The following is a 12,533-nucleotide window of genomic DNA, read 5'->3' as shown; positions in this document are numbered from 1 at the left end:
TCAAGCGAAGTGGTCCCCGGTTCGCGTGAAGAAAATGCGACAAACGAAACGAGTTGGCAGATTACGCGGCTTCGCGCTTCATCAGCAGGCGGCAGAGTCGCGACACGGTGGGGCGGATCTCCTTGCGATGGAGAACCATGTCCACCATGCCGTGGTCGCGCAGATATTCAGCGCGCTGGAAGCCCTCGGGAAGCTTCTCGCGGATGGTCTGCTCGATGACGCGCGCGCCGGCAAAGCCGATCAGAGCGCCGGGCTCCGCGATATGCACGTCGCCGAGCATGGCGTAGGAAGCGGTTACGCCGCCCGTCGTGGGGTTCGTGAGCACCACGATGTAGGGCAGGCCGGCCGCGCGCAGGCGGCGCAGGGCCACGGTGGTGCGGGGCAATTGCATCAGCGAGAGAATGCCCTCCTGCATGCGGGCACCGCCTGAAGCCACGAACAGCACCAGGGGCGTGGAGCGCGCCAGGGCTGTTTCGAACGCGAGAATGATGCCCTCGCCGGCTGCCATGCCGAGCGAACCGCCCATGAAGGCGAAATCCTGCACGGCGATGGTCATCGGCAGGTGATCGAGCGCGCCGGTGGCGATGGTGACGGAATCCTGCAGGGCGGTCTTTGCCTTCGCATCCTTCAGGCGATCGGTGTAGCGCTTCTCGTCTTTGAACTTCAGCGGATCGAGCGGAACTTCCGGCAGCGGCACGAGGTCATAAACGCCGCCATCGAACATGTGTGCGAGGCGCTCCTTCGTGCCCATGCGCAGGTGGTGCTCGGAGCCGGGGATCACCATCAGGTTGTCCTCCACCTCCTTGTGGAAGACAAGCTGGCCCGATTCCGGGCACTTGATCCAGAGGTTCTCCGGGCCCTCGCGCCGCAGGAGCGAGCGGATTTTCGGGCGGACGAGATTGGTGATCCAGTTCATCGGGAAACCCCTTTACTCCGCCGCCTGCTTGGCAACCGATTGCACGGCCCGCGACAGGCTCGAAACCAGATCGGTGACAGCCGAAACGGTCTTTTCCGTGGCTTTTCCTTCCGCATCCAACGAGGTGCGGATGGCTTCGACCAAAGCCGAGCCGACCACAACGCCATCCGCACCCTGCGCAATGGCGCTGGCATGCTCCGGTGCCTTCACGCCGAAACCCACGGCCACCGGCAGGGAAGTATGCCGCTTGATGCGCGCGACAGCGCCCGCAACGCGCGAGAAATCCGGCGTCGCCGTGCCGGTGATGCCGGTGATCGAGACGTAATAGACAAAGCCGGAGGTGTTCGCGAGCACCTTGGGCAGGCGCTTGTCATCGGTGGTGGGCGTCGCGAGGCGGATGAAGTTCAGCCCGGCATCAATCGCCGGGAGGCAGAGTTCGGCATCCTCTTCCGGCGGCAGATCCACCACGATGAGGCCATCGACGCCCGCTTCCTTGGCATCGGCCAGGAAGCGCTCCACGCCGTAGACGTAGATCGGATTGTAATAGCCCATCAGCACGATGGGGGTTTCGTTGTTCCCGGCACGGAAGTCGCGCACGATCGCGAGCGTGCCCTTCAGGCTCATGCCGTTCTTCAGGGCGCGCATGGAGGACCACTGGATCGCCGGGCCATCGGCCATCGGGTCCGAGAAGGGCATGCCGAGCTCGATCACATCGGCCCCGGCTGCCGGCAGAGCTTTGAGGAGCGCGAGGCTGGTCGCGGGGTCCGGGTCGCCCGCCGTGATGAAGGTCACGAGCGAGGCGCGGCCGGCGGCGGCATTTTTGGCGAAACGGGTGGGGATGCGGCTCATTTGCAGGCCTTTAGAAGAGAATGAACTATTCCAGCGACAGCTAGAGTTGCGCATCCAGCAAAGATAAGAGTAAATACTTGGGAATATGACCAATTTCCCTGTCTATTATCCGATATGCCAACTATTTCAACTTCTGACTTTCCAATTTTTTCTTGTAGAAACTGAGTAACCACTTTCAAAGAGGTCTCTGAGATTTTAACGATTTGCTTCGTTCGCCGATCTAAACTCCAGAAACAGAATGTCATAAACAGCAAAAACAGAGAAACTATTAGCGCAGCCTGCCAACCTACATTTTGTAGTGCTGTAAAATATCCACCGATGGAAAATCCAACAATGACGATATAAAAATTCATTAATTTCATGCGTTGATCGGCGTGAACTTTGAAGAGTTCAAGCGATATATCCTTATTGAGTTTTAGATCATCGATGGTAGGTTCCGGGTTCATCACATCCCCCCGAGATGTTCGGCGACAGTGAAGATGTCTTTATCCCCGCGGCCGCAGAGATTCATCACCATCAGGTGGTCTTTCGGCAATTTCGGCGCGATTTCGATGACTTTCGCCAGCGCATGCGCGGGCTCGAGCGCCGGGATGATGCCCTCGAGCTTCGAGCAGAGCTGGAAGGCCGCGAGCGCCTCGGCATCCGTCGCGGAGATATACTGCACGCGCTTGATGTCGTGCAGGTAGGAATGCTCCGGCCCGATGCCGGGATAATCGAGGCCGGCGGAAATGGAATGCGCGTCCTTGATCTGCCCATCCTCGTCCATCAGCAGATAGGTGCGGTTGCCATGGAGCACGCCCGGCCGCCCGCCCGTGAGCGAGGCCGCATGCAGGCCGCTCGAAAGCCCATGGCCCGCCGCTTCCACGCCGTAGATCGCCACAGAGGGATCATCGAGGAACGGATGGAACAGGCCAATGGCGTTGGAGCCACCGCCGATCGCTGCGATGAGGCTATCCGGCAGGCGGCCCTCGGCTTCCTGCATCTGCTGCTTCGTCTCGTTGCCGATCACGCATTGGAAGTCGCGCACCATCATCGGATAGGGGTGCGGGCCCGCCGCCGTGCCGATGCAGTAGAAGGTATTCTCCACATTCGTCACCCAGTCGCGGAGCGCGTCGTTCATCGCATCCTTGAGGGTCTTCGAGCCGGATTGCACGGGGATGACTTCCGCGCCAAGCATCTTCATGCGGAAGACATTGGGCTTCTGCCGCTCGACATCCACCGCGCCCATATAGACGACGCATTCGAGGCCATAGCGCGCGCAGAGCGTGGCGGTGGCGACGCCATGCTGGCCGGCGCCCGTCTCGGCGATGATGCGCTTCTTGCCCATGCGCCGCGCGAGCAAGATCTGCCCCAGCACGTTGTTCACCTTGTGCGCGCCGGTATGGTTCAATTCGTCGCGCTTGAAGTAGATCTTCGCGCCGCCCGACAGGCCGGAGGCCGTCGAAACCTCGCGAAGATGCTCGGTCATGCGCTCGGCGAAATAAAGGGGCGAGGGCCGGCCCACATAATGGGTCAGCATATGCTTCATTTCGTTGGCGAAAGCGGGGTCGGCCTTCGCGTCCTCATAGGCCTTCTGCAGGTCGAGGATCAGCGGCATCAGCGTTTCTGCGACGAAGCGGCCACCGAACAGGCCGAAGCGGCCATTCTCATCCGGGCCGGAGCGGAAGGAATTCGGCCGTTCCTGAAGGGTCATTGCGTTACTCCGTTACGCTGCTTCCGCCTCACGCACCGCAGCGATGAAGGCCCTGATCTTGCCGAGGTCCTTTACGCCGGGAGCGCTCTCGACGCCAGAGGAGACATCAACGCCGATCAATCCAGCCCGCATGGCGCGCAGGGTAGTGATCGCCTGGCTTACATTCTCAGGCGTCAACCCGCCTGAGAGCATATATTCAACGCAGCCGCCCACCTGTTCCCGCGAAGGCGCAAGAGCGACCAGCGTTGTCCAATCAAAGGTTCGGCCATGCCCGCCCGGATAGGCGGCATCTTTGGGTGGCTTGGCGTCGATCAGGAGCATGTCCACGTGATGCTCGTAACCGAGGATATCGTCATATGCCTCGCCAGACTCAGACCAGCCGAAGGCCTTCATCACGGATAGGCCAAAGCGTGAGCGCACTTCGCTGATCCGCTCAATCGACTCCTGCCCATGGAACTGCCACATATCTGGCCCGGTTGTAGCCTTAATTTTCGCGAGTTGGGCATCGTCTGCATCTACAACCAGCGCTACGATCTTGGCCCGCCCCCTTGCCAATGGAGCAAGTTCACCCGCGCGCTCCGGTGTCACGAAACGCGGGCTCTTCGGGTGAAAGACAAAACCGAGCATATCGGCGCCGGCTTCCACCGCGGCAGTGACACTCTCTTCGGTCTTCAGCCCACAAATCTTGACCAGCAGGCTCATGCGGCAATTCCCGCAGCCTTCGAAACAAGAGCCGCCGCCGCGAGATCGAAGATCGCGCTGCCGGTCGATTTGTAAAAGGTGATGTCATCCGCTTGGCGCGTGAAAGCAAAGCTGCCCCGGGCGAGATCGAACAAATCGGCTTCGATCCTCGCCTCGGAGATCAGCCCGGCGCGGATGGGCTGCACGAAATCGCCGCCCTCCTTCAGCACGCTCGCGCGCACATCGGCGAAGAGGCGGGCGCGCTGCACCGCCTCGTCATCCGTCTCGCGCATGCTGGCCGAAAACGCGCCGACGCAATCGAGATGCGCGCCCGGTTTCAGCCATACGCCATGAACCAGCGGCGTGGTGGAAAGCGTCGCGGTGGAGATGATATCCGCCTCGCGCACCGCCGATTCGAGATCGTCCGCGACTTCCACCACAATACCTTCGGCAGAAAGCGCGGCGGCGAGCTTCTCGGCATTGGCGGGTGTCTTGTTCCATAGAAGCGTGCGGGTGATGGGCCGCACCGCGCGATGCGCACGGATGAAGAACGGCGCCAGCGCGCCCGCCCCCACCATCAGATGCGTTGCAGCATCCGGTTTCGCCAGCAAGCGCGCGGCCAAGGCCGAAGCCGCAGCGGTTCTCCACAAGGTGATCCGCGTGCCATCGATCACCGCCAGCGGCGCGCCGGTATCGCCATTCATCAGCACATGGGTGCCCATGACGGAAGGGAGGGATCGCGCCGCATTGCCGGGGAAGACATTCACAATCTTCACGCCGAGAAAGCCGCCCGAACCTGTGTGCCAGGCCGGCATGATGAGATGCGTCGCATCGCCATCGGCGCGTGGAATCGCATGGTGATGGCGCACGGGCAGCGTGATTTCGGCGCAGAGGGCATCCTCGATCGCCGCGATCAAAGCGGGGAAATCGAGCGCCGCATCCACGCCCTTGCGATCAATGACGCGCATGGCAGACGCTTACTTCTGGCTGAGGAGCGCCGGGGCTGTTACCGGCAGGGCAGCGCGCAGTTCGGACCGCTCGGCCGTGAGTTTCTCGCATTCGCGCTTGTAGCTGCGAGCCGCACGGCGATGCTTGCCCTGCGCGAGCCAGGCGGCGGAATAACCCAGCACGATGCCGATACACAGCACGACGAAAGCAAACACGAAAAGCGGCAGCGTGATACTCGCGGCCTCCGCCCCGCGCGAGAGCGGGTCGAAAACGAAGGTCACGATCTGTCGGTTTGCCACCGCGAGGAGCACGAGCACAACCGCGACCGGGGCAAGCAGCAGGAGCTTCAGATAGCGCATCATGCCCGTCTGGCCTCCGGCGTCAGGCCTTCGCCCTGGCCTTGCCCTTCACGGGCTTCACGTTCAGCCGCTCGCGGATTTCCTTGCCGGCCTTGAAATAGGGCACGCGCTTCTCGGTCACGTCGACCTTCGCGCCCGTGCGCGGGTTGCGGCCAAGGCGCGCATCGCGTTCCTTGGTCGAGAAGGTGCCGAAACCGCGCAATTCCACGCGATCGCCGCGGGAGAGCGCGGTGGTGATCTCATCCAGGATGGCGTTGACCAGAATTTCGATGTCGCGCTGGTAGAGATGCGGGTTCATTTCCGCCATCTTCAGAACGAGTTCGGATTTGATCATGATTCCCGCCTCACATTGTCCGCTTTCCGACCGCCGCTCCAAAGCAGGAATCCGACGATCCTTTCAACGAGGATAGACCGGAATTGACCTCGCCGAAAGGAGGAAACGCGCGATGCCGGCCTTGGTTTCCTATTCCGTCGGCATTTGCCAGACCGAAACCAGCCCCTCCAGGGCCTTCGGACCCAGCAGGCGATAGGCTGCTTCATCCACCACTTCCGGCACCGGCAGGCCCAGAAGGCGGGCGGCCTGATGCAGCGAGCCCAGGGCTGGCAGGCTTCCGCGCTGGCTTTTCGGCTTGTAATCCACCACGCCGAGGTCGCGCGTCACGTTCTTCTCGCGCTCGAGCCAGGCAATGGCTTCCTTCTCGCCGCCCAGCTCGTCGATCAGCTTCAGGCCAAGCGCCTGCCGGCCCGTGAAGACCCGGCCATCGGCCACCGCATTCAGGGCATCGTTCTGCAGGTTGCGGCGCGCGCCCACGAGATCACGGAACCAGCGATAGGTATCGGCCACGGTCGCTTCCAGAGCCGCGCGCGCTTCAGGCGTGGTGGGCTCGACGCCCGAGGGCATCGCCTTCAGCGGCGTGGATCGCACGGCCTCGACCTTCACGCCCAGCGTTTCAAGCAGCTTCGAGACATTCGGAACCTGCGCGATCACGCCGATCGATCCGACGAGCGCGCTGCCATTCGCGACGATTCGCTCGGCGCCAAGCGCGGTCATGTAGGCACCCGAGGCGCCGATCCCGTCGATCACGGCCACGACCGGCTTTTTCGCGGCCAGTGCCTTCACGGCATTGTGCAGCGCCTCCGAACCCGAGGTGGTGCCTCCCCCGGAATCGATCCGCAGGATGACCGCGCTCGCCTGCGATTTCTCGATCTCGCGCAGCAGGTCGAGCGTTTCCTGCCGCCCGCTGATCAGGCCTTCGATGCTCATCCGCGCGATATGGCTTCGGCCGGTCGGCTTCCCGAGCTGCCCAGAAGCGATGACCGCGCCGATCAGCGCGAGAACGAGGATCAGAACGCTCGCCACGCGCCAGAAGGTGAGCTGGCGACGCAGCCGGCGGCGGTCCACAAGCATGTCCGAGGTGAGGGTCATCGCGCTTTCCGGGGCCCTCAGGACCCCGCCCTGTCGGTTGCTGTTCGGCGGGTGGGGTGCCATGCCAAAGGCACCCCGGCAAGTGTTTTCATGCGTTCGCTCTTGTCGGTCAGGCGAGGCCCTGCGGCCGGCCGGTCACCACCACGAGCGGCGCGATATCCGCATAGAGCCGCCGCGCGGCGCTCTTCACGGCGTCGAGTGTGACAGCCTCCACATCCTGGTTGCGGCGATCGATATAGTCGATCGGCAGGCCATCCACCCGCAGCGAGAGCAGGTGATCGGCGATCTTGCGCGAGGTATCGAATTGCAGCGCATAGGAGCCGGTGAGGTAGCTCTTCGCCTTTGCGAGTTCTTCCTCGGTCGGTCCTTCGGCACCCATCCGGGATATCTCGGCGCGCATCACACGCAGCGATTCCGCCACCCGCTCGTTGCTCGTGGCGGTGCCGGCCATGAAGAGCTTGGTATGCGCGGCCCAGCGCAGGCTGCTCCACACGGAATAGGCGAGGCCGCGCGTCTCGCGCACCTCATGCCAGAGGCGCGACGTGAAGGCGCCGCCACCCAGCACGTGGTTGGACAGATAGGCCGCCATGAAATCCGGGTCGCGGCGCGAAACGCCGGGCAGCGCGAGATAGAGCGTGGATTGCGGGACATCGAGATCGATGATCTCGGTATGCCCGGCCGATTGCATCACGATTTCGGGGATTGGCGCCAGCCTGGCCTCCGGCGGAAGATCACCGAAGATGCGATCCACGCCGGCAGCGAGGGCCTCCGCCGAGATCGCGCCCACCGCGACGATCCGCAGCACGTCGCGCCCGAAAAGGCGCGCATGCTGGTTCCCCAGCTCATCCCGCGTGATCGCCTGGACATCGGGGATTCTGCCATCCGTCGGAAGCCCGTAGGGATGGTTCGCGAAGGCGAGGCGGTTCAGCGCGTCGCGCGTCAGGCTTTGCGGATCGGTCTCGTCGCGTCTCAGGCCGGAGATGATCTGCGAGCGCACGCGTTCGACGGCATCGGGGTCGAAACGCGGTTCGCGGATGGCGAGCGCCAGAAGCTCGAAGGCGGAATCGGCATGTTCCGTCAGGGTGCGCATCGAGCCGGTGAGACGGTCGCGCGAGGCGCCGAACGAAAGTTCGATCGCCTTCTCCTCGAGCGCCTCCTGGAAGGCCTCCGCCTTGAGCGCGCCCGCGCCCTCATCGAGCAGCCCGGCGAGGAAGCTGGCGAGCCCCGCGCGCCCGGCCGGGTCCTGTGCCGCGCCACCCATCACGGCGAATTCCATGGAAACGAGCGGCACGGTGTAATCCTCGACATGCCAGATGTCGAAGCCGGCCGGCGAGGTGACGCGGGAGACCCGCGTGCGATGCGAGGAAGACGTCATCGTCAGGAACCAATCGAACAAAGCGAGAAAATCAGGCCGCGGCCTTGGTGAGATGCCCGGTCACGGCCTTGCCCGGCAGCAGGTAGCGGTTCGCGACCCGGCGAACATCCGCGGCCTCCACGCTGCGGATGCGGTCAGACCATTGGGCGAGATCGTCGATCTTGCCGCCGGTCGTCAGCGTCGACCCGACCATCCTTGCGAGATGCGCCTGGCTGTCCTGCGCGTAGACCATGTCGGCGATGAGGCGCGTGCGTGCGCGCGCCAGTTCCTTGCCACCCACATCCGTGTTGCGCAATTCGGCGATGACCTCTTCCGCAGCGGCATCGAGATCCGGCAGGGCCACACCCTCCATTGGCACCGCATAATGGCCGAACTGGCCGATATCGAGCGCATCGCTCCAGTACCACGAGCCCGCCGCGACCGCGAGCGGGCGGTTGACCACCAGTGAGCGATAGAGCCGGCTCGTCTGCGAGCCGCCAAGGATCTGGCTCAGCACCTCAAGCGCCGGCGCATCATTCTCCGGCGCTCGAATGTAATTCGGCACGATGTAGAGCTTTTGCGTCATGGGCTGCTCGACCTTCTGGTCGGCAAGGCTCACGAAGCGGCTGGCCTTGATCTCCGGCTCGCGCACGCGTCGGCGCTCCGGCTTGCCACCGTCGCCGGGCCGCACCTTGCCATAGGTCTCCTCGGCGAGGCGGCGGACTTCCCCCTCCTCGACATCGCCCGCCACGATCAGGATCGCGTTGTCCGGGCGGTAGAACCGGCGGTAATAGGCGAGGGCATCCTCGCGCCCCAGTTCCTCGATCTCATGCCCCCAGCCAATCACCGGCGTTCCATAGGGATGGTGCACGTAGAGGGTCGCCATCAGGCTTTCCTGAAGCTGCGCGGCCGGGTCGCTGTCGGTGCGCATCTTGCGCTCCTCGATCACGACATCCCGTTCCGAGAGCACTTCCGGCCCTTCGAGCACGAGGCCCATCATGCGATCGGATTCGAGCGCCATCATCCGCCCGAGATGCTCCTTCGCCACGCGCTGGTAATAGGCGGTGTAATCATTGGAGGTGAAGGCGTTTTCCTGCCCGCCCACAGCCGCGACGATGTTCGAGAACGAGCCTTTGGGGTTGGTCTCGGTGCCCTTGAACATCAGGTGCTCGAGGAAATGCGCGATCCCGGACTTGCCCGGCGGATCATCCGCGGCTCCGTTCCGGTAATAGATCATGTGGGTGACCACCGGCGCCCGATGATCGGGTATGACGATAACCTCCAGGCCATTCTCCAGATGGAAATGCCCGAAAGCGGGAAGCGTGGACATGTCGTCAAATCTCCTGCGGGCGCCGCAAGACGGCGTTGCCAGTTGCCAATGCGGGACAAGGACCAAGATGGGCAAAGAAAAGGCCGGGAACAAGTCCCGGCCGGATGCTTCCTGCAACCCGGGGGGCAATCAGTCCAGGCGGCGCCAGGTGTCGTCAGGCCGGTTGTTGTCGAAACCCTGCGGGGCTTCCTGGGTCCGGCGCATCGGCGCGCCGGTCGCGGCCTGGCGCAGCCCCTTCGGCGGATCCGTGAGATAGCGGCGCGGCGGCTCGGTGCCGGGCGCGTAGGTCGGCTGGTTGACCGGCGTCCCCGCGGCCCATTCGGACGGCGAGAGGCGAATGCCCGCCTTGTCGTTGCCCCAGTTGCCCTCGGTCATCTGGGCACCGACCGGCGCACGACCGGCGCGGATCTCTTCCATGGAGACGCGGCGACCATCCACCGACTGGCCGGCGAGCAGTTCGGGCGCAGGGGCGCGACGGCGAGCCTGTTCCTTCCTCCGCTCGGTCACGTCCGGATCGACCGGCCAGGATGGTTTGCGCTCATGCGCTTCGGGATCTTCCGGGTTGCGCAGGAGGGTTGTATCCCTCGGGACAACCAGTGTCGGACGGTCGCGATACTCGATCGGCTCACGGTCGACCCCCGGCAGGATGCCGATTGATCCGAGAATCTGTCGCATGCCTATGCCATCCTGGGCAGAAGCGGGCAGAAGCGGCAACAGGCCAAGCGCGCAGCCCGCCAGGGCAGCACGCATCATCAGTTTTGTCGAATGGAACCCCATCGGAACCTCTTCCCTCCACGCGAGACGGCGTTCTCTAGCACTGATCGCCTTTTGGCGAAAGATCGCGGCAATTAAGAGGCATCCGCGCCGCGGCGGAAGGTTAAGAGCGGGCTCGCGACCATCGCCAGCACGCCGATCACGATCGCCGCATCGGCCACGTTGAACACGTACCAGCTGAAATCACCCACGTGGAAATGCACGAAATCGAACACCGCGCCATGCCAGATGCGGTCGATCGCGTTGCCGATGGCGCCACCGATGATGAGCCCGATGCCGACGGCCTCGAGCCGCGTCTCCGCGCGCTTTAGCCAGAAGAGCAGCACCACGGCCGCCGCCAGCTTCACGCTGGTGAGGATCCAGCGGCCGGTGTCAGTCTCCTGCTGGAAGAGCCCGTAGGAAATCCCCCGGTTCCACACCACGGTGAAATCGAGAAACGGGGTGATCTCCCACGGCCAGGTGAGCCGCAGATTGGTGCCGAAGATGAGCCACAGCTTCGAGGCCTGATCGGCCGCGAGCAGCAGCAGAGCGACCGTAAGGCCGAGCCGCAGGAAGCGGCCGGGCTCGGCTGGAGGGTTCGTCTCGCTCACGCGCGCGCCTTCCATTCGGCCATCGCCTGCGCATCGCGCGGCGTGATGTCCGGGTAGGCCGGGTTGGCGGTCGCGGGATCGAAATAGCGCCAGGAGCGGGCGCATTTCACGAGGCCCTTGTTGCTGGCAAGCTGCGGAACCACGGCGACACCCTTCACCTCGGCAAGACGGAACGCCTCCGCCGGCCCTTCGCCAGCGGCGCTCTGGAAACCGGAAGTAATGCAGATTTCCGCCATGTCGATGCCCGCAAGCGCGGCCGCGATCGCTCCATCGGCGATGAAGACCTGCGGCACGGCCTCCAGGCTCGAACCCATGCGCTTGCCCGCGCGCTCCAGTTCCAGCGCGCCGGTGACGACGCGCCGCACATCGCGGATCATCGCCCATTTCGCGGCGAGCGTCTCATCCCGCCACATTTCCGGCACATCCGCGAAGCCTTCCTCATGGATGGAGGCCGGCGTGCCCGGATGGCGCGCGAGCCAGGCTTCCTCTGCCGTGAAGACGAGGATGGGCGCGAGCCAGCGCAGCACGCAATCGCAAAGCCGATCCACGACCGTCAGCGCCGCGCGGCGCTTCAGGCTGGAAGCCGGTTCGCAATAGAGCGTGTCTTTCCGGATGTCGAAATAGAAAGCCGAGAGATCGGTGTTCAGGAACAAAGCCAGCTCCGAGACCACGCGCTTGTAATCATATTCCGCGTAAGCCTTGCGGATGACGGGATCGAGTTCCGCGAGCCGGTGCAGCATCAGCCGCTCCAGCTCCGGCATGTCCTTTTCCGCCACCGGTGTCCGATCGAAATGCGCGAGCGCGCCCAGCATCCAGCGGATGGTGTTCCTGAGCTTGCGATAATTCTCGGCCATGCTTTTGAGGATTTCCGGCCCGATGCGCTGGTCGTCTCCGTAATCCGAGCTCGCGACCCAGAGGCGCAGGATATCGGCACCCGATTGCTCGATCACGCTTTGCGGCGCGGTGACGTTTCCGAGCGACTTACTCATCTTCCGTCCCTGCTCGTCGAGCGTGAAGCCGTGGGTCAGCACCACATCGAAGGGGGCGCGGCCGCGCGTGCCGCAGCTTTCGAGCAGGCTCGACTGGAACCAGCCGCGATGCTGGTCCGATCCCTCGAGATACATCACCCGGTCCTGCCCGCCATCGACGACGCGCCTCACGCCGGCAAGGCCGGGGAAATTCACCGGGTCTTCCAGCGTGTAGGTGTGGGTGGAGCCAGAATCGAACCAGACGTCGAGTACGTCCGTCACCATCTCGTATTGCGCCGGATCATGCCCGAATGGCGCGAGGAAGCGCTCTTTCGCGCCGTCGGCGAACCAGGCATCCGCACCCTCGGCCTCGAAGGCCGCCGCGATGGCCTCGTCGACGCGCTGGTCGCGCAGCATCTCTTTCGTGTCGTTGTGCACGAAAACGGTGATCGGCACGCCCCAGGCGCGCTGGCGGCTCATCACCCAATCAGGCTTGTTTTCCACCATGCCGCGGATGCGGTTCTCGCCCGAGGCCGGCACCCACTCGGTGTTGGAAATCGCGTCGAAGGCGCGCTGGCGGAGGGTCGCGGCGGTTCCCCTCCCCCCGCGAGAGCGGCGGGGAGGGATCAAGGGTGGGGGGCCAGA

The 12,533-nt window shown here is 63.9% G+C and carries 14 protein-coding genes; all 14 read right to left on the bottom strand.

Annotated elements, in window-relative coordinates:
* Positions 1-61: 61 nt before the first annotated feature.
* Positions 62-916, bottom strand: coding sequence for an acetyl-CoA carboxylase, carboxyltransferase subunit beta (gene accD / locus ACKODO_RS05470; RefSeq protein WP_408982441.1), 855 nt, complete (start codon positions 914-916; stop codon positions 62-64).
* A gap of 12 nt (positions 917-928) precedes the next feature.
* On the bottom strand, positions 929-1,765 hold the full coding sequence (gene trpA, locus ACKODO_RS05465) for a tryptophan synthase subunit alpha (protein ID WP_408982440.1): 837 nt from the start codon (positions 1,763-1,765) through the stop codon (positions 929-931).
* Positions 1,762-2,211 carry a hypothetical protein gene (locus ACKODO_RS05460; protein ID WP_408982439.1) on the bottom strand — a complete coding sequence of 150 codons (450 nt, stop codon included), beginning with the start codon at positions 2,209-2,211 and terminating at the stop codon, positions 1,762-1,764. The genes trpA and ACKODO_RS05460 overlap by 4 nt, the downstream gene beginning before the upstream one ends.
* Positions 2,211-3,458 carry a tryptophan synthase subunit beta gene (gene trpB, locus ACKODO_RS05455; protein WP_408982438.1) on the bottom strand — a complete coding sequence of 416 codons (1,248 nt, stop codon included), beginning with the start codon at positions 3,456-3,458 and terminating at the stop codon, positions 2,211-2,213. The genes ACKODO_RS05460 and trpB overlap by 1 nt, the downstream gene beginning before the upstream one ends.
* A 12-nt stretch (positions 3,459-3,470) precedes the next feature.
* Entirely contained in the window at positions 3,471-4,160 is a 690-nt protein-coding gene (locus tag ACKODO_RS05450) for a phosphoribosylanthranilate isomerase (protein ID WP_408982437.1), read from the bottom strand.
* The gene (locus ACKODO_RS05445; RefSeq protein WP_408982436.1) at positions 4,157-5,107 is read right to left on the bottom strand and encodes an ornithine cyclodeaminase family protein; all 951 of its coding nucleotides are present in this window, start codon (positions 5,105-5,107) and stop codon (positions 4,157-4,159) included. The genes ACKODO_RS05450 and ACKODO_RS05445 overlap by 4 nt, the downstream gene beginning before the upstream one ends.
* Positions 5,108-5,116: 9 nt before the next feature.
* On the bottom strand, positions 5,117-5,449 hold the full coding sequence (locus ACKODO_RS05440) for a LapA family protein (protein WP_408982435.1): 333 nt from the start codon (positions 5,447-5,449) through the stop codon (positions 5,117-5,119).
* A gap of 19 nt (positions 5,450-5,468) precedes the next feature.
* Positions 5,469-5,780 (bottom strand): integration host factor subunit beta, encoded by a 312-nt coding sequence (locus tag ACKODO_RS05435; RefSeq protein WP_408982434.1) that lies wholly within the window; start codon positions 5,778-5,780, stop codon positions 5,469-5,471.
* A gap of 129 nt (positions 5,781-5,909) precedes the next feature.
* Entirely contained in the window at positions 5,910-6,872 is a 963-nt protein-coding gene (gene sppA, locus ACKODO_RS05430) for a signal peptide peptidase SppA (RefSeq protein ID WP_408982433.1), read from the bottom strand.
* A gap of 109 nt (positions 6,873-6,981) precedes the next feature.
* On the bottom strand, positions 6,982-8,247 hold the full coding sequence (locus ACKODO_RS05425) for a M16 family metallopeptidase (RefSeq protein WP_408982432.1): 1,266 nt from the start codon (positions 8,245-8,247) through the stop codon (positions 6,982-6,984).
* A 31-nt stretch (positions 8,248-8,278) separates the two neighbouring features.
* On the bottom strand, positions 8,279-9,556 hold the full coding sequence (locus ACKODO_RS05420) for a M16 family metallopeptidase (protein ID WP_408982431.1): 1,278 nt from the start codon (positions 9,554-9,556) through the stop codon (positions 8,279-8,281).
* A 129-nt stretch (positions 9,557-9,685) separates the two neighbouring features.
* The gene (locus tag ACKODO_RS05415) at positions 9,686-10,333 is read right to left on the bottom strand and encodes a hypothetical protein (protein ID WP_408982430.1); all 648 of its coding nucleotides are present in this window, start codon (positions 10,331-10,333) and stop codon (positions 9,686-9,688) included.
* 71 nt (positions 10,334-10,404) lie between these two features.
* Positions 10,405-10,920: a signal peptidase II gene (lspA, locus tag ACKODO_RS05410; protein ID WP_408982429.1), complete on the bottom strand. Its 516-nt coding sequence runs from the start codon at positions 10,918-10,920 to the stop codon at positions 10,405-10,407.
* Positions 10,917-12,533 (bottom strand): class I tRNA ligase family protein (locus tag ACKODO_RS05405; protein WP_408982428.1); only part of this gene is annotated, 1,617 nt, incomplete at its 5' end. The genes ACKODO_RS05405 and lspA, both read right to left, overlap by 4 nt.

It is taken from the genome of Rhabdaerophilum sp. (assembly GCF_046092605.1).
In the GTDB taxonomy this organism is placed as follows: Bacteria; Pseudomonadota; Alphaproteobacteria; order Rhizobiales; family Beijerinckiaceae; genus Rhabdaerophilum.
This window is presented reverse-complemented; position numbering and strand designations above follow the sequence as displayed.

Bases quoted from the DNA above. Each gene is read 5' to 3' on its own strand.
- accD (WP_408982441.1), bottom strand. From the start codon at position 916: ATGAACTGGATCACCAATCTCGTCCGCCCGAAAATCCGCTCGCTCCTG.
- trpA (WP_408982440.1), bottom strand. From the start codon at position 1,765: ATGAGCCGCATCCCCACCCGTTTCGCCAAAAATGCCGCCGCCGGCCGC.
- ACKODO_RS05460 (WP_408982439.1), bottom strand. From the start codon at position 2,211: ATGAACCCGGAACCTACCATCGATGATCTAAAACTCAATAAGGATATA.
- trpB (WP_408982438.1), bottom strand. From the start codon at position 3,458: ATGACCCTTCAGGAACGGCCGAATTCCTTCCGCTCCGGCCCGGATGAG.
- ACKODO_RS05450 (WP_408982437.1), bottom strand. From the start codon at position 4,160: ATGAGCCTGCTGGTCAAGATTTGTGGGCTGAAGACCGAAGAGAGTGTC.
- ACKODO_RS05445 (WP_408982436.1), bottom strand. From the start codon at position 5,107: ATGCGCGTCATTGATCGCAAGGGCGTGGATGCGGCGCTCGATTTCCCC.
- ACKODO_RS05440 (WP_408982435.1), bottom strand. From the start codon at position 5,449: ATGATGCGCTATCTGAAGCTCCTGCTGCTTGCCCCGGTCGCGGTTGTG.
- ACKODO_RS05435 (WP_408982434.1), bottom strand. From the start codon at position 5,780: ATGATCAAATCCGAACTCGTTCTGAAGATGGCGGAAATGAACCCGCAT.
- sppA (WP_408982433.1), bottom strand. From the start codon at position 6,872: ATGACCCTCACCTCGGACATGCTTGTGGACCGCCGCCGGCTGCGTCGC.
- ACKODO_RS05425 (WP_408982432.1), bottom strand. From the start codon at position 8,247: ATGACGTCTTCCTCGCATCGCACGCGGGTCTCCCGCGTCACCTCGCCG.
- ACKODO_RS05420 (WP_408982431.1), bottom strand. From the start codon at position 9,556: ATGTCCACGCTTCCCGCTTTCGGGCATTTCCATCTGGAGAATGGCCTG.
- ACKODO_RS05415 (WP_408982430.1), bottom strand. From the start codon at position 10,333: ATGGGGTTCCATTCGACAAAACTGATGATGCGTGCTGCCCTGGCGGGC.